The following is a 19,713-nucleotide window of genomic DNA, read 5'->3' on the forward strand; positions in this document are numbered from 1 at the left end:
GATCGCACCGTTGGTACCGCGACCGGACGCAAACGTCATACGGAAAAGGATGCCGAAGGTTCGAAACTGCGCGGGCAGCATGCCGGATGTTTCAGTATCCGAAGGTGACCGGATCGTCGCGCTGTTCCGGTCTGAACCTGAGAAGCGGCTCTGGAATGCGGGAAGCGAGCGGATCCATGTGCTTTTGCAGGTAGTAGCCCGCAGCCACCGTGGCAAAGCCGATGGCGGTCAGAACGAGCGCCAGCGTCAGGTCGTCTTCATGGACATCGAACCGCCAGATGATGACGGTCAAAATACCCAAGGCGCCGAACCCGATCCCGGACGGCCGCCTCAAAAAGACAGATAGGGCAATGGCGAGAAGGCAGGTGGCAAGGAAGATCCATTTGACCGGGTCACTGCCTTCGCTGAACAGGATCCCGAGACCCGCCGACAGGGGCAGCATGCCAAGCTTGTTGAGCCAGAAGCCATGGTTCACCGGCGCCTTGAGGTCCATCCACCAGCCAGCAAGATAGATCAGCAGGCCAAAGGAAATCAGGTGCCACTGAGAGATCACCTGCAGACCATGCGGATCGTAGAAGGCGCGGACGGCAATCTCCTGCGTCAGGGCAATGATCGCGAGGATGACAAGGCTCCAGGCGGGCAGAAAGGCGAAGCGCTGCAGGACAAACAGGCCGCTCGCCAGAAGAATGAGGGACGGAGCGACTGCGGAGCCCAGGATCCAGGTCAGCAGGTCCTGCTGGTACAGCGGAATGACGTTCTCTTCGGGAACCTGGTACTCGTTTGAATAGTCGAAGAAGTACTTGTAGTCGTCGCTGCCGGTTTGCAGCGTGATGTAGGCGAGCGTCAGGCAGAGGGCGAAACCGGTCGCAAGAATTGCGCACAGCAGCTTCGACTTTTCGCGTCGCTCCAGAATGAGGGATAGCCCGAGGAACACGACGGCGTAGATTGCAAACAGGGTTGCGAGCAGGGCTTCGGAGATCTCGGCCGCTTCCATTGAGAGTGCGACCAAGCCCATGATGACAATGCCTGCGCCGCCGACCCAGAGGATTGTCGTGAAATCAAGCTTGAAGCCGGTCTCGTCTGCAGAGTTTTGCGGGATCAACGCGGCAATCGCATCCCGCTGTGACGTTTTGATGATCCCCTTCTGGACGGCAATGTCCAAGACCTTCGTATCCATGAGGCTCCCCAGCAGCTCGAAAATGAAGGACGTGTTCTGCGTGTGCGCAGGACAAATTCACGTTTGCAGAGAACTATGCCGGTTGCAAGCTGGCGGTAGGTCCACCAGCAATGATGTGATGTGCTGATCACCTGTTCTGGGGATCTCGTGCGTTGGTCCCTTTATCGCCTCATCTTCGGGCACTATCTTCGCTTGCCCTCAAGCGTGATGGAAAAGTCCCGATATGTCCGAATCCTCCGATCTGACCCCGCCTGCCACCAACGGCAAGAAGTCCGCCGGTCTGCCGACCGATGTGGCGATCCGCATCGCCCGGCGCATTGCCGATGAAATCGCCTGCAAGCCGGATCAGGTCAGTGCGACGGTGGCCATGCTGGACGAGGGGTCAACGGTTCCCTTCATTGCCCGCTACCGCAAGGAAGCGACCGGCGGGCTGGACGACACCCAGCTTCGGAAGCTGGAAGAGCGGCTGATCTATCTGCGGGAGCTGGAAGACCGGCGCGTCGCCATCGTCAAGTCGATCGACGAACAGGGCAAACTGACTGATGACCTGGCGAAAGGCATTGCGCTGGCCGAGACCAAATCGGCTCTCGAGGATCTTTATCTGCCCTTCAAGAAGAAGCGCCGGACCAAGGCCCAGATCGCGCGGGAAGCCGGGCTGGAGCCACTGGCTGACCTGTTGCTCGGTGACCCGATGAAAAACCCGGAAGCGGAGGCTGCTTCCTATGTCGATGGCGACAAGGGTGTTGCGGACGTGAAAGCCGCCCTTGATGGCGCGCGGCAGATCCTGATGGAGCGTTTCGCCGAAAACGCCGGGCTCGTTGGCCAGTTGCGGCGCTACATGAATGACAAGGGCGTCGTCACCTCCAAGCTGATCGATGGTCAGGCCGAAAAAGGTGCGAAGTTCGCGGACTATTTCGACTATTCCGAGCCCCTGTCGAAGATCCCCAGCCACCGGGCGCTCGCGCTCTTCAGGGGGCGCAACGAAGGTATTCTGTCGGTTGATCTGACCGTGGACGCCGACGATGTCTCACTGGTCAAACCGGCCGAGAAGCTGGTTGCTGACACCTATGGCATCGCAGATCAGGGCCGCCCGGGTGACAAGTGGCTGATGGACGTGGCGCGCTGGGCGTGGAAGGTGAAACTGGCCCTGCATCTGGAGCTCGACCTCATGGGTGTCTTGCGCGACAAGGCCGAGGAAGAGGCAATCCAGGTGTTCGCCCGCAATCTGAAGGATCTGCTTCTGGCCGCACCTGCCGGGGCAAAGTCAACGCTGGCGCTGGATCCTGGCATCCGCACCGGCGTCAAGGTTGCCGTTGTCGACGAGACGGGCAAGCTGATCGACACGGCGACGGTCTATCCGTTCCAGCCGCGCAATGATGTCTCCGGCTCACGGGCCACGCTGCTGGCGTTGATCGCCAAGCACAAGGTCGGGCTGATCGCCATCGGCAATGGCACGGCGAGCCGGGAGACGGACCGGCTGACGGCCGATGTTCTGGGCGACATTCCGCCGGCCAGCCGGCCGGTCAAGGTGATCGTGAATGAGGCAGGCGCCTCGGTCTATTCGGCCTCGGAACTGGCGGCGAAGGAAATGCCGGATGTGGATGTCAGCCTGCGCGGCGCGGCCTCCATCGGCCGCCGGCTGCAGGATCCGCTGGCGGAACTGGTGAAGATCGAGCCCAAGTCCATCGGTGTCGGCCAGTACCAGCATGACGTCAACCAGACAAAGCTGGCCCGCGCCCTCGATGCGGTGGTTGAAGATGCGGTGAATGCGGTGGGTGTGGATCTCAACACGGCATCGCCCGCCCTGCTGACGCGGATTTCCGGCCTGTCCGACAGTCTGGCGCGGGCGGTGGTGGACCACCGCGACAGCATAGGCAAGTTCACCAGCCGCAAGCAGCTGAAGGATGTGCCGCGGCTTGGCGCCAAGGCGTTTGAACTTTGCGCCGGTTTCCTGCGCATCACCGGCGGGGCGGACCCGCTGGATGCCTCATCGGTACACCCGGAGGCCTATCCCCTGGCCAAGCGCATCGTGAAGGCTTGCGGCCGCGATCTCCATGAAATCATGGGCAACAGCGGGCTTTTGCAGGGGCTCGATCCGAAGGACTTCACGGACGAGCGCTTCGGTCTGCCGACGGTGCGCGATATCCTGTCGGAGCTGGAGAAGCCGGGCCGCGACCCGCGTCCGGAGTTCAAGACCGCTGCTCTGCAGGATGGGGTCGAGGAGATTTCCGATCTGAAGCCGGGCATGAAGCTGGAAGGCACGGTGACCAATGTCACCAACTTTGGCGCCTTCGTTGATGTCGGTGTGCATCAGGACGGGCTGGTGCATGTCTCCCAGCTGGCGGACAAGTTCGTCGATGATCCGCACAAGATCGTCAAGGCTGGCGACATCGTGAAGGTGACGGTCCTCGAAGTGGATGTGAAGCGCAAGCGCATCTCCATGACGATGAAATCGGCCGCAGACTATCAGGGCCAGAAAGAGCGTCAGGCCGATCGCAACCGGGATGACCGGGGCGGCGGTGGTCCGGGACGTGGCCCGCGTCCGGGTGGCGGCAAGCCGAGAGGCCGGGGGCCTGGTGGCGACGGTTCAGGCGGCGGTGCGCCGCGCGGAGACGGTGCTGGTGGCAACAACGCCATGGCCGCCGCGCTGGCTGCGGCGATGAACAAGGGCAAGAAATAGACGTTCAAACGAGGCGTGGACCGCGCGGCCCCGGGATAGACACAGATTTCTGGGGCCGACTGTCATGACCGTTGAGGCGATTTTGGTGATCCGATAGCGCCTTTTTGCAGCTGCGTGGATACTTATCCGCAGTCGGTGATAAAAATCACTTCCTGTCAGATTTGTTCATAAGTCTCTCGTTGTCTCAGGCAGAGCGATCTGGCACCTCATCCCTTGGAAGCCTAAATTTTTTCAAATTTTCCAAGGGGATGAGGTGCTGCAGCCGAAAGTTTGCGAGTGGCCGACGCTTGCGTTGATCGTTGTGGTCCATGGGATCTGGCTGGCTGTTCTGTCGTTTGAGACCGGGTTGGGACTGGCCGTAAGCCTTGCCATCGCGGCGGTCATGGTGACCCTGCACAGCTCATTGCAGCATGAAGTCCTTCATGGGCATCCGACCCGCAATGCCTGGATCAACGAAGCACTGGTCTATCTGCCGCTGGGCGTCTTTGTCCCCTACCGCCGCTTCAAGGCACTGCACCTGCGCCATCACAACAATGACCGGTTGACCGACCCTTACGATGATCCGGAAAGCTTCTATTATGCCTGGTCGGACTGGCAGGGCCTGCCGAAACCCTTGCGCTGGATCCTGTCGGTGAACAACACGCTGCTCGGCCGTCTGACGATCGGGCCGCTGGTGTCCATGGTCGGCTTTTGGGGCGCCGAGGCCAGGGGGCTTCTCGCCAACGAGCCGGGCGTTCGCAATGCCTGGGGGCATCATGCTGCCGGTCTGGCGCTGGTGTTCGTCTTGGTGACGCAGGTGGCTGGCCTCGACTTCTGGGTCTATGCGCTCCTCGTCGCCTATCCGGCCATGAGCCTCTTGATGCTGCGCACCTTTGCAGAGCACAGGGCGCATGAAACCCCGGAAGGTCGCTCGGTGATTGTCGAGTTCTGTCCGGTGTTTTCTCTGCTCTTCCTCAACAACAACCTTCACGTGGTGCATCACGCCCATCCACGGGTGTCCTGGTATCAGCTGCCGATGCTTTACCGCAGCCGACGAGAGGAATGGCAGAAACGCAATGACGGCTACGTCTACCCCAGCTACGTTGCGCTCATGCTGCAGTATTTCCTGACGCCGAAGGAGCCGGTGCCGCATCCGTTGGTCGGTGTTCGCAATGCCGACAGCAAGGCAATGAACAGGGACGCATGAAGTGATGTTGGATCAGCCGCGGTACAAGCCAATCGCTTTGCCGATGTATGACTGGCCGGAAGTCCGCGCTGCGACCGAGGTTCTTGAGTGCGAGTTGAGCCGGGCCATCTTCAAGGCAGTGGACATTCACCCGAACCAAATCTGGAACTGGCGGCCGGACCAGGATGAACTGCCGACGCGCTGGGCCAATCGAGGCCTCTTGCTCTCCCAGACGTGCGGCTATCCGCTGGTGACATTCCTTCAAGGCAAAGTCGAACCGCTGCTGACCCCGCATTACGATGCGCCTGGCTGCGAGGGGCCGCTTTACTGCAGCCATATATTGGTGCGGGCGGGCAGTGGATTTGACCGGCTTGAGGACCTTGAAGGCAAGCGCGCCGCCTTCAACAGCCGGGACAGTCAGTCCGGCTACAATGCCTTTCGCCATTGCGTCGCGCAGGTCGCTGGCGGCAAGGCCTTTTTCGGTGAGACCCTTGAGACGGGCGGTCATCTGAAATCGATGGAGGCCGTCGCTGCCGGGAAGGCGGACGTCTGTTGCACCGATGCTGTCTGCCTGGATCTGGTGCGCCGCGTCCGGCCGGGGCTTTTCAGCGCGCTCAAGGCCATTGGCCGCAGCCGGCAGGTTCCGGGGCTGCCGCTGGTGACGGCTGCAGGTCACCCTCGCAGTGTCATCGAAAACATCCGTGCTGCCGCTGTGTCGGTCTTCGAGGCGCGCAATACGCAAGAAAGCCGCGAACGCCTGGGCATTCGCGGCTTTAGTGTTTTATCGTCTGACGACTATCGGCCCCTGATCGAGATGCGGCTGGAAGCCGAAAATCTCGGGTATCCGGAGCTTGTCTAGCCGGGATTACTTGCGGCCTTTGCGAGCCTGTCCAGCGCGCAGCGTCTGGTTCATTTGACCGAGCTGAGCTGCGGAGTGGCCGGAGACAACGCCCATCAGGGTCGTGCCGAGGATCTGAGTCAGATATGTCATGGCATTTCCAATCCCAAGTTGGTTTTTTACAACGCGGTCCTCGATCACGATGTTCCCGGGCCGCTTGAGACTGATATGATCCTTCAAGGCCTTTCAATCAAACGAATTGTTTTTATATATTGGTTCAATAATATTGAACTGAACGCAGGGGCGACTTGATGGAAACGACACCCAACCCGGGCACAACGCTGATCGACATGGAACTCTACCGGACGTTTCTGGTGATCGCGGAGACGTCGAGCTTCACCAAGGCCGCAGAACTGGTCGGGCGAACCCCGTCCGCCGTGTCGATGCAGATCAAGAAACTCGAGGGAATCCTTGGGGTTTCGGTCTTCGTCCGGGAAGGGCGCAGCGTCCGGCTGAGCATGGAGGGCGAGGCGCTCCTTGGCTACGCCCGCCGGATCCTGATGCTGAACGAGGAGGCGGTGGGCCTGTTCCTCTCGCCGAACGTCGAGGGGGAAGTGCGCTTTGGGGCGCCGTCGGACTTCGGAACGCGATTCCTGCCGACCTTTTTGTCGCGCTTCGCCCGCACCCATCCGGGCGTGAATGTGGACGTGCATCTGGACGGCAGCCCGCATCTGAACAAGGAACTGAAGAACGGCGACCTGGACCTGGTCCTGTTCACCGCGCGACCGGACAGCGAGCTGGCCAAGGGCGGCGAGATCGTTTTCACCGAACCGTTGGTCTGGGCCGGTCTTGAAAATGGCGTTGCCTACGAGCGTGACCCCCTGCCACTGGCGGTGGCGACGTCAGGCTGTCCTTGGCGGCGCGCGGCCCGGATCGCGCTCGACAGCGTGCAGAAGCCCTACCGGATTTCCTACACCAGCTTTCACAGCGCGGGACAGGAAGCAGCCCTGCTTGCTGATCTCGCCATCGCGCCGTTCCCGGCAAGTGTGGTCGAGCATCCCTTGCAGGTTCTGGACGAACGCCATGACCTGCCGGAGATCGGCAACTACCACATCATCATGCAGCGGCGTCCGAGAGCGGGCAAAGCCACCCGCGCCTTCGCCGAACACGTCATCGAGTGTTTCCGCGAGATGTCGCATGGCATGAGCGGGCAGGCCGCGTGATGAAGAGTGTAAATTCTAGCGTGCTTTGAGATCTTTGAAGAAATCAAAAGTATCTTTGTCTAAAATTAGACTCTCAAGCTTGTGAATTGGCTTGATTCCGGAGCCTACTATTTTATTTGTAATCACGGAGTGATGGAACTTTCTCGATATTTCTTTTAGATATCTATATTCCGTAATAAAGTGATTTCCAGCTGTTTTATCTACGCATTTGAAAAGCGCGTGAGCCACAAGGTCTGGGATGGCGAGTAAAATCTCATTTTGTTTTGGTTGTGCGCTAATGTTATTTGCGTCGATGTGTGTCAGTATTTTGGTTGGCGTATATAGCGGTGTCTTCCGGCAGCGTTTAATATAGTTCTTTAATGCGTTATAGTCAAAATTACCTTCTTCAAATACAATGTCTACGTCGTTTCGACTAATTTTCTTCTCTTTTAGAAAGGCGCAGAGGTATTCTATAAGGTAGGAGGCGCACTTATTGTAAAATTTCTTATTGTCTCCATCGATTGTTGATTTGTACTCTTTGAGTGTTTCCTTTCTTGAGATGAGTCCGAACAATAAGATTTGTTGTTCTGAGGCTTCTTTTGCGAATTTTATCTTCTGAATGTGATTTAGTTCTGAGCAGTGCAATTCCTTTTTTATAATTGCTTTCAAATTCACCAAAGCTTGTCTGATTTCATCCTTTTTGACCTCTGGTATCAGGGCTCCGCCCATTGTCATGTATGGCGATGACCCCGGGGTGTTGTCGGTTCTAATTTTACCGATACCTGCATCGCCACTCTCGTCGATGTAAAACGTGTACTTCATCCTGATCCTCGTAATTGAGGTGGGTATTTGTCTAGAAAATGCGTCAAAAGCTGTCTTTAATTCCAATGTCATAAAATGCGGGTATTCGCCCGTCATGACAATGCGCCTTTCTTCCGTCCGGAAAACCTTCGGATCCCACGCCGCCCTTGATGATGTGTCCCTTGAGATCGATACCGGCGATTTCTTCGTCGTTCTCGGCCCGTCCGGTTGCGGAAAATCGACGCTTCTGCGCGCGATTGCCGGGCTCGAGCCGATTGACAGCGGCGACATTCACCTGGCCGGCACGCAGGTGGCGGGCAAGGGGCTGCATCAGCCGCCGGAAGCGCGCAATGTGGGCGTGGTGTTCCAGTCCTATGCGTTGTGGCCGCATATGAGCGTTCGCCAAAACGTTGCCTTTCCGCTGGAAACGGCAAAGCGGGCCGGAACTTATGTGACGGCCCGGACGAACAACTGCCTTGAAACCGTCGAACTGACACCGTTTGCCGATCGCAAGCCGGCAGATCTCTCCGGTGGCCAGCGGCAGCGCGTGGCGCTGGCCCGCTGTCTGGCGCAGGGGGCGAAGACCGTGCTCATGGACGAGCCGCTGGCAAACCTCGATCCGCATCTGCGCAGTGCGATGGAAGCGGAACTGGCCGAGTTTCACAAGAAGAGCGGGTCAACGACCCTCTTCATCACCCACGATCAGCGCGAGGCCATGGCGCTTGCCGACAAGGTCGCGCTGATGTGGGACGGCAAGGTGCTTCAGGCGGACACGCCAGAGGGGCTTTATGACCGGCCGGTCAACGAACGGGTGGCGGGCTTCATTGGCCGCAGCACGATCCTTTCTGGCGAAATCCTCGCCGTACGCGGCGAACGCGCGCTGGTTTCCCTGGCGGGGCACGCCGTTGAAATTCCCTGCCCGCAGGACACGGAAATCGGCATGGCCCGGATCATTGTCCGGCCGGAACACGTGCGCACCACAGGCGAGGACCGGGACCTGGAGACGGTCGTTGACCGCGTCACCTATCGCGGCGGCTTCTGGGAAGCCAATGTGCGGCTCGACGGGCAGGAGCAGGCGGTTCTGGTCAATATCCCGCACAAGGCAGCTGCCGGCGACAGCCTGGCGATTTCCATCGACGGCGGCTGGGTGCTGCCAGCCTGATTTTCTCTCCTAGCTGCGCCAGGGGATGGTCCCGGCTGGCACCTTTTTGGTGAGTGCATTCATCGCCACCATGATGACGATGGTTGCCAGGACCACCACGACCGACATGGCAGCTGCCAGCGTGGTGTAGCCGCCGTCTTCATAGTTGAAGATGGTGGTGCCGATGGTCTCGTTTCCGGTCGACCACAAGAGGGCCGATACAGTGACCTCATTGTAGGCTGTCAGGAACACGAGGATGCCGCCCGATGCTGCGGCAGGGGCGACGAGCGGTGCGAAGATCTTGCGTATCCGACGGCCGAAGCCCGCACCCGAAACCCTGGCGGCGTCTTCAAGGCTCATGTCCATCTGCAGGAAGGCAGCGACGACAGGCTTGAGGCCGACGGCGACGAAGCAGGAGACATAGGCGATCAGGATGATCCAGAGCGTGCCGTAAAGGGAGATGTTGACGATTGGCAACGGCCTGATGAACGCCAGGATAAAGGCGATCGACATGACCAGACCGGGGACGGCAAAGGCGATCTCTGCCTGCGATCCAGCGATCCCCGCCATCAATCGCTGCCCTGCCTTGCGGCTGACGAGAAAGTAGCCGAGCAGGATCGAAAGACCGGCAATCACCAATGCGGCAAGTGTGGCAATGCCGGTGGAATTGGCGAAGGCCCGAAGTGTCACCGACTGGCGCCACAGAACCTCGGCGAAATTGCTCAAGGTCAGTGTTTCGAGCGACAGATCCAGTCCGTAGGTTTTGACCAGCGAGGTGGCCAAAAGAGATGCTGCCGGCAACAACAGCACCGAAGCGACAAACAGCCAAAGCAGTGCTTCGACCGGCAGGCGGTGCTTGCCAAGGGCAATGTCGAGCGGTGCCTGAGGCAGGCCGACCAGAGCCGAGCGCATGCGTTTTTGCAGGACAGTCTGGATGACGATGGCGACCAGGGCGACCAGTGCGAGAATGACGGAGATGATCGCCACATTGGGCAGGACGTCCGGACCGAAGCTTGCCAGCCGCCGCCAGACCAGGACTGGCAGCGTCGTGTAACGGGCCGGAATGCCGATGAGGGCGTTGATGCCGAAGTTGCCGAGCGCGGCGACAAAGGCGAGGGCAAAGCCTGCCATCAGCGCGGGCGACAGCAGCGGCAGCGTGATCTTGACCAGCATGCGCGTGGCGCCCGAGCCGCTGACACGGGCGGCATCGGACAGCTCGCGCGGGAAGGATCTGAGCGCTGCGCGGACCAGAAGAAACACCAGCGGGCTGTGCTGCAGCGTCAGGAGCAGCACTAGGCCCTCTCGGGAATATAGTGGGTGATCCGAGCCGAGTTCCGGCGCGATCGAGAGCCAGCGCAGAACCGGACTTGCCGGGCCAAGCGCCTGGATCCAGGCGATGGCCGTCACATGGGGCGGGATCATCATCGGCAGCAAGATCAGGAAGACGAGAAGCCCCTTGGCGCGCACGTTGGTGAGGCCGATGACAAGGGCGAGCGCGGTGCCGAGAATGGTCGCGAAGAGGGCCGAAAGCGCACTGCTTTCCAGTGAGTGCCAAAGTGCCCGGAGGACCGACCGGCTCTGCAGGGCCTCGAGAAGGGGCGCAATATTCAGGCTGCCTTCTGCCGTCAGGCCGATCTTGAACAGGAGCAGCAGGGGCAGGCCGCAGATCGCCGTGATCGTGAGGACGAGAAACACGAGGGTTAGGCGTTCTGTGCGGAAGATGGCGGTCATGAAGCGGCGATCAGAAGCGTGGGTGGTGGGGCGTGATCAGGGCGTTCCTGGGAACGAGGAACCAAGGCTGGCAGACGGTTTCGGCGCCTTGCGTCCCGGTTTCCTCAGGCTAAGCCTCAGAAAACGGACAGCGGCGCAGGGTGTTGCCCGCGCCGCTGTCTTAGTTTTTGAGAGGCCGATTAGCCGCCGAAGATCTCGGTGAACTTCATCTTGTTGGCAGCGTCGGATTCCAGAGCAGCAGCCGGATCGAAGTCCATCAGCTTTATGTCTTGACGCGCCGGGAAGCCTTCAGGACCAGCAACAGCCGGGTGTGCCGGCAGGTAACCCTGGGACGAGGCCAGCTTCTGGCCTTCTTCGGAGATCAGGAAGTCAACAAAAGCCTTGGCAGCGTCCGGGTTCTGAGCGGTGGAGAGGATCGCGACCGGCTCGGTGACAGCAGAAACGCCTTCTTCCGGGAAAACGAACTCAACCGGAGCGCCTTCCAGCTTGTTGCGGATCGGCAGGAAGTCAACGACGAAGCCGTAGAGCTTTTCACCACCGGCAACAGCCTTGTAGGTGCCGCCGTTGCCGCCCTTCGGGTTGGCGCCCTGGTCAGCCAGGCCTTCGTAGTATGCCCAGCCGAGATCCGGGTTGGACGTCAGAGCGGCCATGTGGATGGTGGCAGCGCCGGATGTTAGCGGCGACGGCATGGCGATCTTGCCCTTTGCGTCGGCTTCCAGCAGATCCTTGTAGGAGGTCGGCTTGATCGGCGCATTGGTGTTGTAAACGATGCCGGTGGTGATCAGCTTCGTCGAGAAATAGGTCTTGTCGTCGTCCATGATCGCAGGATCATAGGCGGAAACGTCAGCACCTTCGTGCGCCATCAGGCGGCCTTCGGCCTTCAGGCCTTCCATGGTGACCATGTCGGCGATCAGGAGAAGGTCAGGCTTGGGAGCGCCAGCTTCGAATTCAGCGCGCAGCTTAGCCATGATCTTGGTGGTGCCGTCACGGACCCACTCGACTTCAACGCCCGGGTTTGCGGCGGAGAATGCGTCGACGGTTGCCTGCGCGTCCTTGTTCGGCTGGGAGGTGTAGAGCACCAGCTTGCCGGAAACGTCGGCTGCGAAGGACTGGCCGGTGGCAGCAGCAAGCATCGTGGCTGCAATAAGAAGCTTTTTCATCATGAGGATCCTCGTAGAATGCGTGCCGCAGGAGGGATGCGACTGCGAGGCGCTCTAGCAGTCTTTCATGACAGTTTAAGTAAGGCGTCTTCGGATTTTGATGGTGATATTAGCTGGCTAATTTTCTCGTTTCAGTCACAGGTTGAAGTTCGTCGTGCGGCAATTTCCGCCGATAGTCGGCGGCGTCATTGGCGACTGGCCATGGAAAATGCAAAAGAGCGCGCAAGGTTGGATTAGGCAATTGCCGGAATGCGGTCGCATGGGCTATCACTCCGCAACCAAGAAATTCCCAAACGAAACTATTGTGAAAGGAAGCACCCATGGCCGAAGCAGTTACGGGCTCAGCCGAAATCGGATTGATCGGGCTGGGCACGATGGGTGGCAACCTGGCGCTGAACATTGCGGAAAACGGCTTTTCCATCGCCGTCTTCAACCGCACGGCGGACAAGGCGGACAGCTTTCATGCCTCGGCAGGGGCTCTGGCGGACAAGATTGTCCCGACAAAGACGCTGGAAGACTTCGTCGCGGCCATAAAGAGCCCGCGCGCGATCATCCTGATGGTGCCTGCCGGTGATGCTGTGGACGCCCAGATCGCCGCCTTGCGTCCGCTGCTGGATCCGCAGGACCTGATCATCGATGCAGGCAACGCCAACTATCACGACACCAACCGCCGGGATGAAGAAGCAAAAGCGGCCGGCGCGCGCTTCATGGGCATCGGTGTCTCCGGTGGTGAAGAAGGCGCTCGCTTCGGCCCGTCGATCATGGCCGGTGGACCCGCCGATGGCTGGGACCAGGTCGGTCATGTGCTGGAGGCCATCTCCGCAAAGCATGGCGACGTGCCTTGTGCCGCGCATCTCGGGGACGCTGGCGCAGGTCATCTGGTCAAGACCGTTCACAACGGCATTGAATATGCCGACATGCAGATGATCGCGGAAGTCTATGGCGTCATGCGCGATGGATTCGGCATGACGTCTGCCGAGATCGCCGAAGTCTTCGAAGGCTGGAACGGTGGCATCCTGCAGTCCTACCTGATCGAAATCTCCGGCAAGGTTGCCCGAGCGACCGATCCTGAGACTGGCCGTCCGATGCTGGACATCATTCTGGACAAGGCCGGTCAGAAGGGCACGGGCCGCTGGACCGCGATTGAAGCCCTGATGCTGGGCACACCGGCCAGCGCCATCGAGGCAGCAGTTGCCGCGCGCAATCTGTCCGCACGTCTTGATGAACGCAAAATGGGCGAGGCGGTTTTTGGCGCGGCGCCTCAGGCTTCCGACAAAGCCGTGATCGCGACACAGATGCTGGAAGCCGCGCTCGTTGCCGGCAAGATCATCTGCTACGCGCAGGGCTTCGGCCTAATCCTGGAAGCGGCCAAACAGTATGGCTGGGCCATGCCTTTGCCGGAGATCGCCAAGATCTGGCGTGAAGGCTGCATCATCCGCTCTGCCATGTTGAACGACATGGCCGATGCGTTGGCGGAAGATCCGTCCCGCAATCTGATGCTTGCGCCGTTCTTCTCGGCCAAGCTGAGCGAGACCCACGACGCGCTGCGCAAGGTCGTTGCCGAGGGCGCGCTGAAAGGCCTGCCGGTTCCCGCGCTTTCCGCCGCGCTGTCCTACTTCGACATCATGCGGACGGAACGCTCGACCGCGAACATGCTCCAGGGCCAACGTGACTTCTTCGGCGCTCATGGTTTTGAGCGCACCGACAAGGACGGCTCCGGCTACCACGGGCCATGGGCCATGAACGCCAGCTAGGCTGACATCGGTCACGATCGACAAATTCAAAAGGAAAGGCCGGAGCGATCCGGCCTTTTCGTGTTTAAAGAGCGGTCAAAGGGCGCTGGCCTTAACTTAACTTGAACAGAGATGTTGATCTGCCGGCCATTCGCTGTGAAAAGGCCCGTGAATTCTCAAGCAATCGACTGCCTGATCGCCTTTTGACCTGAAAGCCCGCCTGGAGCCGCGCCACATGACCATCTCCCACCTTGTTACCCATTCGGGCGGCTTCCATGCGGACGAAATGCTGTCGTCGGTCGTGCTGACAAGGCTCTATCCCGATGCGAAGCTGACGCGGACGCGGGACCGGCAGTGGATCACGCCAGCTGCGGGCAAGATCATCTATGATGTCGGCGGGGCTTATGACGGGGAAGCGCAGATCTTCGATCATCACCAGAGGCCTGGCCCGCTGCGTGAAGACGAACAGCCTTTCAGTTCCTTCGGCTTGATCTGGAAACACTATGGCCGTGCCTATCTGGCGGCGATGGATGTGCCCGAGCAGGACATTGAGGAGATTCACGGCTCGTTTGACGAAAAATTCGTGCTGCCGATCGACCTTCTGGACAATGGCGCGATGGATCCGTCTGTGGCCGGTCCGCTGTCCGCCCTGACATTGCCGTCTCTTCTGGGCAGCCTGAAGCCGGTCTTTGATGATGCGTCGCCCACTGCGGATGATGATGGGTTTTTTGCAGCTCTGCCGATTGCCCGCAGTTTTGTCGAAGCGTTTATCGGCAACCTTGCTGCGAAGTATCGTGCTCAGACCATCGTGCTGGATGCGATTGCAAAGGCCGGCACGTCACCGATCCTCGAGCTGCCAATGGGCATGCCATTTCGCTCCGCTTTGGATAAGGCGGAGGCCGACCACATTCTCTTCATGGTCAATCCGCGCGGCGATGACTGGGCGCTGAACGGCATCAACCTGTCCAGTGACACCTTTGATCAACGGGCGGATCTGCCTGCTGCATGGGCGGGTCTGACGGATGCGGCTTTGGAAGAGGCGTGCGGCGTCAAGGGCGCGAAGTTCTGCCACAACGCCCGCTTCATCGCGGTGGCGGACTCCCGCGAAGCAATCCTTCAAATGGCAGAGCTTGCGGTGAAGGAAGTGCAGCAAGTCTGATACGCGGGTATGCAAGGCCGTAGCTGCTTGGGGCGGGGTTGAGGCGCTTCCCTATTCGCTGAGTTTCATTTTCTCCCGGATGTCGGCTCGGGACTCGATGGCCAGGTCGATGAACGCACGGGTGGGCGGTTCGACCTGGTCTGCGCGGTGATGAAGGACAAAGGGAACCGGCCCGGCGTCCTCGAGAAGCGGCAGGCTTTTGCACCCTGCCATGTTGAGCTGACGAATGCAGCCTGGCGCAATTGAAACGCCAAGGCCGGAGGCGACGCCGCTCAAGACCGCCTGCATGCTGTTCGACTGGTGCGCAATGTCGATTGAAAATCCGGCGTCGCGGCAGGCGCTGACGATCTGGTCGAAAAGGCCAGAGGCACCGCTGCGTTGAAACAGGACGAAGGGGACGGGCGCCAGGTCGCCGATCTGCAGGGTCTGCCTAGCGGCCAGGGGATGATCATCCGGCACGAAGGCCATCAACCTGTCGACATAGATTTCCAGGCTCTCGACGTCGGCTGCGCCGCGTGGCGGCAGGGCGCGGGACAGGGCAATGTCCAACTGACCTGCGGCCAGTGCCTCGGCCTGGGCGTCGGCGTTCATTTCCGTCAAGGTGACCTGAACGTCGGGAAAGTCTCGTGTGAAGGCACGAACCAGACCGGGCAGAAAGGCCTGGCAGGCGGAGCTGATAAAGCCGATCCGCAAGCGGCCGATCTGACCGCTTCCGGCCCTTTGCACCAGTTTGCGCGCCCGCTCTTCATGGGCCAGGATCTCCAGTGCCTCGCGCAGCAGTGTTTCGCCTGCGGCGGTGATCCTGACATCTCGGGTCGACCGCCAGAAGAGACGGACGCCCAATTCTTCCTCGATATCGGATATCTGCCGGCTGACGGCGGGCTGGACCGTATTGAGTGCCCGGGCCGCTGCGGAAAAGCCCTTCAACTGCGCAACGGTGACGAAGGTTCTCAGGACCCGTATTTCCATGGCGGCACCTATACGAATTTGCTATCAATTATATATGTAATTAGCATTTTTGTTATTGAGAAGCAGCGCTTATTTCCCGTGTACAGAGGCGCTGGCGCAAGCTGGCCAGTCACAATTCCCGACGCCGTGACGAAACCGACGCCGGACGTCACATGAGGAAATGAACATGACCGACAAGGACCAAGCCAATCCCCTATCGGGACCACTCCTGTTGCTGATGGCTGCGGCGGTCTCCGCGACCGCGGCCACGCTGTATTACAATCAGCCACTGCTGCCGGAGATCGGGAAGACCTTTGGTCTTGGGGATGAGGCCCTAGGCCTGGTCCCGTCTGCTTCGCAGATGGGATACGCTGTCGCCATCCTGCTCATCTCGCCTCTTGGCGACACCATCGGACGCCGGGACCTGATCAGCTATCTTTCGATGCTGCTGACAGTTGCGTTGTTGGCCGTCTTCGTGGCGCCGAACTTTGGCGTTCTGGTGGCCGCATCCTTTGTCGCCGGACTGGGTGCCAACATCACCCAGCAATTGATCCCGCTTGGAGCGGCCCTCTCCAATCCTGACACCCGGGGCAAGACGATGGGCACGCTGATGACCGGTTTGACAATCGGCATCCTGCTGTCGCGAACGGTGAGCGGTTCCATTGCAGAGTACTTCGGCTGGCGTTCGGTGTTTCTGTTTGCTGCGATCCTGGCAGCGCTTTTTGGCGTTCTGCTGAGGATGAAGCTGCCAGCTCAAAAGCCTCAGGTCTCCCTTCGCTACCCGGAGCTGATCGTCTCCATGTTTGGCTTGATCAAGACACACAGGCTGCTGAGGGAGTCGGCCTTGACCGGTGCTCTCTGGTTCGCTGCGTTCAATGCGCTCTGGGCAACGCTGGCCATTCATGTGACTGCCGAGCCCTTCTTCTTCACGGTTCAGCAGGCGGGTTTGTTCGGCCTGGTGGGCATCGCGGGTATTTTCGGCGCGAAGGTATCAGGACGCCTTGTCGATACCTTCGGACCGGGCCGTCTGATCTCGGTGGCGCTGGTCTGCGTCGCCTTGTCCTTCGTGGTGCTGGCGATCTGGGGCGACAGCCTGGTAGGGCTTGTTGTTGGCATCATTCTGCTCGACCTCGGTGTCTTCGGGGCGCAGATACCAAACCAGGTGCGGGTCTTTTCGATCGATCCGAGTGCACAAAGCCGGATGAACGCAGTCTACATGCTCGGGTATTATCTCGCAGCTGCCTTTGGTTCGGCTGCCGGGGTGAAGATCATGAGCCTGGCAGGCTGGCACGGCGTTGCCATCTTCGGGTTGAGCCTCGCGGTTCTCGCTCTGCTCTATCACCTCCGTCACCAGATGAAACCTGATCAAGGCGCGCGATCAGAGGTCACGCAGCAGGGTTGAAGGTCGAATGCTTGATGGCGACCCGGCAAGGCCTGCGGATCGCAGACCTTGCCGGATTGCTTGTTGAGACGTCCGATCCAACTGCTCCGGCGTTACTGCCCCAGACCCATTGCCTTCATATTGGCAATGGAGGCCGGGAGGCCGGAATGGTCGCGCAGTTCGATGATCAGCCGGGGCTGACTGTCGAGTTTGCCAAGCGCTGCGAAGACGGACGGCCAGGGAATGGTGCCTTCGCCCAGGGTCCAGTGCCGGTCGGCGTAGCCGTCCGCGTCCTGCAGGTGAATGTGACGGAGGCGGTTGCCGGCAGCCTTGACGTAATAGTCGACGGGCGGAGCGCCGGTGCTGCCATGAGCATAATGGGCATGGCCTGTGTCGATCGAGACGGCGACGGCCTTGGAGTTGAAGCTGTCGGCGAGCTTCACCCGGTCATGGGGGTCCTTGTCCTCAATGTTCTCGATAACCAGCTCGCAGCCAATGTCTTCAGCGCGTTTCACGGCGTCGGCCATGGACAGGTGGCAGAGCTCGACCATGCGGTAGCGGCCGCCGTCGTAATTGTCGAGGTTGTTGTAGTCCCAGGTCGAGAACGGGCTGTGCACGACCATGTGGGTTGCGCCCAGTGCCTCGCAGACATCGAGGCCCTGGCCGAGGCGGCGCTTGACGATTTCACGTACATCCGGATCCATCGTGTTGACCGTGAATCCCCAGAATGGGCCATGAATGCCGAGGCGACCTTCATGACCGTCGAGAACCGTCTTGGCCCGCTCAACGACCGAAGCCCAGTCGCCGTTCAAAACAGTCGCGTCAACAAAGTCCTGCAGCTCGAGATCGCGCGGCTTTTCCAGCATCACATCGCGAAGTGTCTCGAAGGAGTTCAGGTTCAGCGCGGCGCCGAGAATGGGAAGATCGGTCATAATGTCAGCCTGTCAGTGAAGATGGCCGCGTAATCGCGGCCCCGGCGATGTCATAGACAGACTGTTTGACAGAGCCGCGACAACGGCGGCTCCAGCTTGCATGTTTCTGCTCAGTATCCCCGGGTGCGATCGACGCTTTCGGGGATTGTGCCGCTCTTCATATATTCGGCGATGTTTCCGGCCACGATCCTGGAGGCCGTCGACTGGATGGTCGGGGCTGAAATGTGCGGCAGGACGGTGACTGCGGGATGATCCCAGTAACGGTGGTCTTCGTGCAGAGGCTCGGTCGCAAAGACATCAAGCACTGCATGGTCGATATGCCCATTGTCCAAAGCGGTGAGCAGGGCGTCGTCGTCGATGATCGGCCCCCGGGCAAAGTTGATCAGGCTTGCGCCCGCCGGCATCGACGCAAGCGCTGCGGCATCCATCATGCCTTTTGTGTCCGGTGTCAGAGGCATCAGCAGCATAGCGATGTCCGCCTTGCCGAGGGCTGTCTTGAAGCCCTCTGTGCCGGAATGTGTCTCGATGCCGTCGATCTGTTTCTGGCTTCGGCTCCAGCCGCAGACGTTGAAGCCATTGGCTTTCAGGCGCAGCGCGGCCGTCTTGCCCAGGTTGCCGAGGCCCAGGATCGTGACCGTGCGTTCCGACGGCAGCTTGAGTGTGTGCTCGAGCCAGGCCTTCCTGGTTTGTTGGCGGGCATAGCGCGGCATGTTGCGGTGGAGGTACAGCGTCCAGGCGAGCACGGCTTCGGACATTGTTTCGGCCATCTGCGGATCGACCATGCGGACAATGGCAGGTCCGTCCTTGGGGAGTTCGCTTGTCAGGCGCTCGACACCGGCCCAAAGACTGTGAACCCATTTCAAGTTGGGCAGGTTCAAAAGCTCGGCAGGATCCGGGTTGGCGACAATCGCGACCTCAGCGGCCTGTCTTTCTTCAGGCGTAAGGCCGCCAAGCAGTTTCACTTCGAGGCCAGAGGTGAGGACCTTGTTCAGCGTCTCGAGCCAGTCCTGCAATTCTTCGGCAGGAGCTCTGGCGACGAGCGGCAGAATGCCGTGCGATCCCCGGGCACTCATGACGCAAAAATTCCGCTGGTATCGGCAAACCCTTTAACTTCAATCGGGTTTCCGGAAGGATCGCGGAAGAACATGGTGCTTTGCTCGCCGGGCTCGCCCTGAAAGCGGATCGTCGGTTCGAGGACGAAGTCCAGCTTTGCGGCGGTCAGCTTGTCGGCAAGCTTTTTCCAGGTTGGCATGTCCAGCACCACACCGAGATGGGGCATGGGGACCATGTGTTCCCCGACCTTTCCGGTGTTGGTCGTCTTGAACGGTTCGCCGAGATGAAGGGAAATCTGGTGGCCGAAGAAGTCGAAATCGACCCAGGTTTCGGTGCTGCGACCCTCCTTGCAGCCCAGGAGATCGCCATAGAATGTACGGGCCTGGTCCAGATCTGTGACGTGATAGGCAAGGTGAAAGCAGGAAGGCATCGGTGTCTCGTTTTCTTGCGGCAGGGAAGAGTGTCTCTACTTCGCATTTATACGCATTGAGCGCGAGTGGTCAGGGGCGCATTCTCGGTGGCACGCGGAAAATTTGCATGTGAACCAGGGATTGCGCGCGCAAGATGTAAGCCGGCGTCGACAGGAGGCTTGTCGAATTTGCGATATTATTG

17 protein-coding genes are annotated in these 19,713 nt (G+C 59.8%); 8 read left to right on the top strand and 9 right to left on the bottom strand.

All coding sequences use genetic code 11. From position 1 onward, the window contains the following. Positions 1–91: 91 nt before the first annotated feature. On the bottom strand, positions 92–1,177 hold the full coding sequence (locus IG617_RS11625) for a hypothetical protein (RefSeq protein ID WP_192109378.1): 1,086 nt from the start codon (positions 1,175–1,177) through the stop codon (positions 92–94). 223 nt (positions 1,178–1,400) lie between these two features. Here IG617_RS11625 and IG617_RS11630 point away from each other — a divergent pair, with 223 nt between their 5' ends. The 3 genes from IG617_RS11630 (at position 1,401) to IG617_RS11640 (ending at position 5,881) form a co-directional block, all read left to right on the top strand. Continuing rightward, positions 1,401–3,857 (top strand): Tex family protein, encoded by a 2,457-nt coding sequence (locus IG617_RS11630; RefSeq protein ID WP_192109379.1) that lies wholly within the window; start codon positions 1,401–1,403, stop codon positions 3,855–3,857. Positions 3,858–4,110: 253 nt separating this feature from the next. Beyond that, positions 4,111–5,043, top strand: coding sequence for a fatty acid desaturase (locus IG617_RS11635; RefSeq protein WP_192109380.1), 933 nt, complete (start codon positions 4,111–4,113; stop codon positions 5,041–5,043). Positions 5,044–5,047: 4 nt separating this feature from the next. After that, positions 5,048–5,881: a phosphate/phosphite/phosphonate ABC transporter substrate-binding protein gene (locus tag IG617_RS11640; protein ID WP_209008428.1), complete on the top strand. Its 834-nt coding sequence runs from the start codon at positions 5,048–5,050 to the stop codon at positions 5,879–5,881. 6 nt (positions 5,882–5,887) lie between these two features. On the opposite strand, the gene IG617_RS21810 is transcribed toward IG617_RS11640, so the two are convergent. Beyond that, on the bottom strand, positions 5,888–6,013 hold the full coding sequence (locus IG617_RS21810; RefSeq protein ID WP_274611774.1) for a hypothetical protein: 126 nt from the start codon (positions 6,011–6,013) through the stop codon (positions 5,888–5,890). A 158-nt stretch (positions 6,014–6,171) separates the two neighbouring features. On the opposite strand from IG617_RS21810, the gene IG617_RS11645 reads away from it, so the two are divergent. After that, the gene (locus IG617_RS11645) at positions 6,172–7,083 is read left to right on the top strand and encodes a LysR family transcriptional regulator (protein ID WP_192109381.1); all 912 of its coding nucleotides are present in this window, start codon (positions 6,172–6,174) and stop codon (positions 7,081–7,083) included. A 15-nt stretch (positions 7,084–7,098) separates the two neighbouring features. Here the strand turns inward: IG617_RS11645 and IG617_RS11650 are convergent, their stop codons facing one another. Beyond that, positions 7,099–7,980 (bottom strand): DUF3800 domain-containing protein, encoded by an 882-nt coding sequence (locus IG617_RS11650; protein WP_192109382.1) that lies wholly within the window; start codon positions 7,978–7,980, stop codon positions 7,099–7,101. Here IG617_RS11650 and IG617_RS11655 point away from each other — a divergent pair. Next, on the top strand, positions 7,979–9,025 hold the full coding sequence (locus IG617_RS11655) for an ABC transporter ATP-binding protein (RefSeq protein WP_192109383.1): 1,047 nt from the start codon (positions 7,979–7,981) through the stop codon (positions 9,023–9,025). The two genes, IG617_RS11650 and IG617_RS11655, sit on opposite strands and share 2 nt — an antisense overlap. Positions 9,026–9,034: 9 nt before the next feature. Here IG617_RS11655 and IG617_RS11660 read toward each other — a convergent pair whose 3' ends face one another. Continuing rightward, entirely contained in the window at positions 9,035–10,735 is a 1,701-nt protein-coding gene (locus IG617_RS11660; protein ID WP_192109384.1) for an ABC transporter permease, read from the bottom strand. A gap of 179 nt (positions 10,736–10,914) precedes the next feature. Next, a complete protein-coding gene (locus tag IG617_RS11665; protein WP_192109385.1) occupies positions 10,915–11,895 on the bottom strand; it encodes an ABC transporter substrate-binding protein in 981 nt (326 codons plus the stop codon). Positions 11,896–12,215: 320 nt separating this feature from the next. On the opposite strand from IG617_RS11665, the gene gndA reads away from it, so the two are divergent. Further along, on the top strand, positions 12,216–13,649 hold the full coding sequence (gene gndA, locus IG617_RS11670; RefSeq protein ID WP_192109386.1) for an NADP-dependent phosphogluconate dehydrogenase: 1,434 nt from the start codon (positions 12,216–12,218) through the stop codon (positions 13,647–13,649). A gap of 214 nt (positions 13,650–13,863) precedes the next feature. Next, a complete protein-coding gene (locus IG617_RS11675) occupies positions 13,864–14,787 on the top strand; it encodes an MYG1 family protein (RefSeq protein ID WP_192109387.1) in 924 nt (307 codons plus the stop codon). A 51-nt stretch (positions 14,788–14,838) separates the two neighbouring features. Here the strand turns inward: IG617_RS11675 and IG617_RS11680 are convergent, their stop codons facing one another. Next, positions 14,839–15,756, bottom strand: a complete 918-nt coding sequence (locus IG617_RS11680) for a LysR family transcriptional regulator (protein WP_192109388.1) — start codon at positions 15,754–15,756, stop codon at positions 14,839–14,841. 166 nt (positions 15,757–15,922) lie between these two features. On the opposite strand from IG617_RS11680, the gene IG617_RS11685 reads away from it, so the two are divergent. Continuing rightward, positions 15,923–17,137 carry an MFS transporter gene (locus tag IG617_RS11685; RefSeq protein WP_192109389.1) on the top strand — a complete coding sequence of 405 codons (1,215 nt, stop codon included), beginning with the start codon at positions 15,923–15,925 and terminating at the stop codon, positions 17,135–17,137. Between the two features lie 92 nt (positions 17,138–17,229). On the opposite strand, the gene IG617_RS11690 is transcribed toward IG617_RS11685, so the two are convergent. The 3 genes from IG617_RS11690 to IG617_RS11700 form a co-directional block, all read right to left on the bottom strand. Then, the gene (locus tag IG617_RS11690; protein WP_192109390.1) at positions 17,230–18,048 is read right to left on the bottom strand and encodes a sugar phosphate isomerase/epimerase family protein; all 819 of its coding nucleotides are present in this window, start codon (positions 18,046–18,048) and stop codon (positions 17,230–17,232) included. 110 nt (positions 18,049–18,158) lie between these two features. Then, complete coding sequence (locus IG617_RS11695; protein WP_192109391.1) at positions 18,159–19,121, bottom strand: 2-hydroxyacid dehydrogenase; 963 nt, start codon at positions 19,119–19,121, stop codon at positions 18,159–18,161. After that, complete coding sequence (locus tag IG617_RS11700) at positions 19,118–19,531, bottom strand: VOC family protein (RefSeq protein WP_192109392.1); 414 nt, start codon at positions 19,529–19,531, stop codon at positions 19,118–19,120. The genes IG617_RS11695 and IG617_RS11700 overlap by 4 nt, the downstream gene beginning before the upstream one ends. Between the last annotated feature and the right edge of the window lie 182 nt (positions 19,532–19,713).

It is taken from the genome of Roseibium polysiphoniae, assembly GCF_014842925.1.
GTDB lineage: Bacteria > Pseudomonadota > Alphaproteobacteria > Rhizobiales > Stappiaceae > Roseibium > Roseibium polysiphoniae.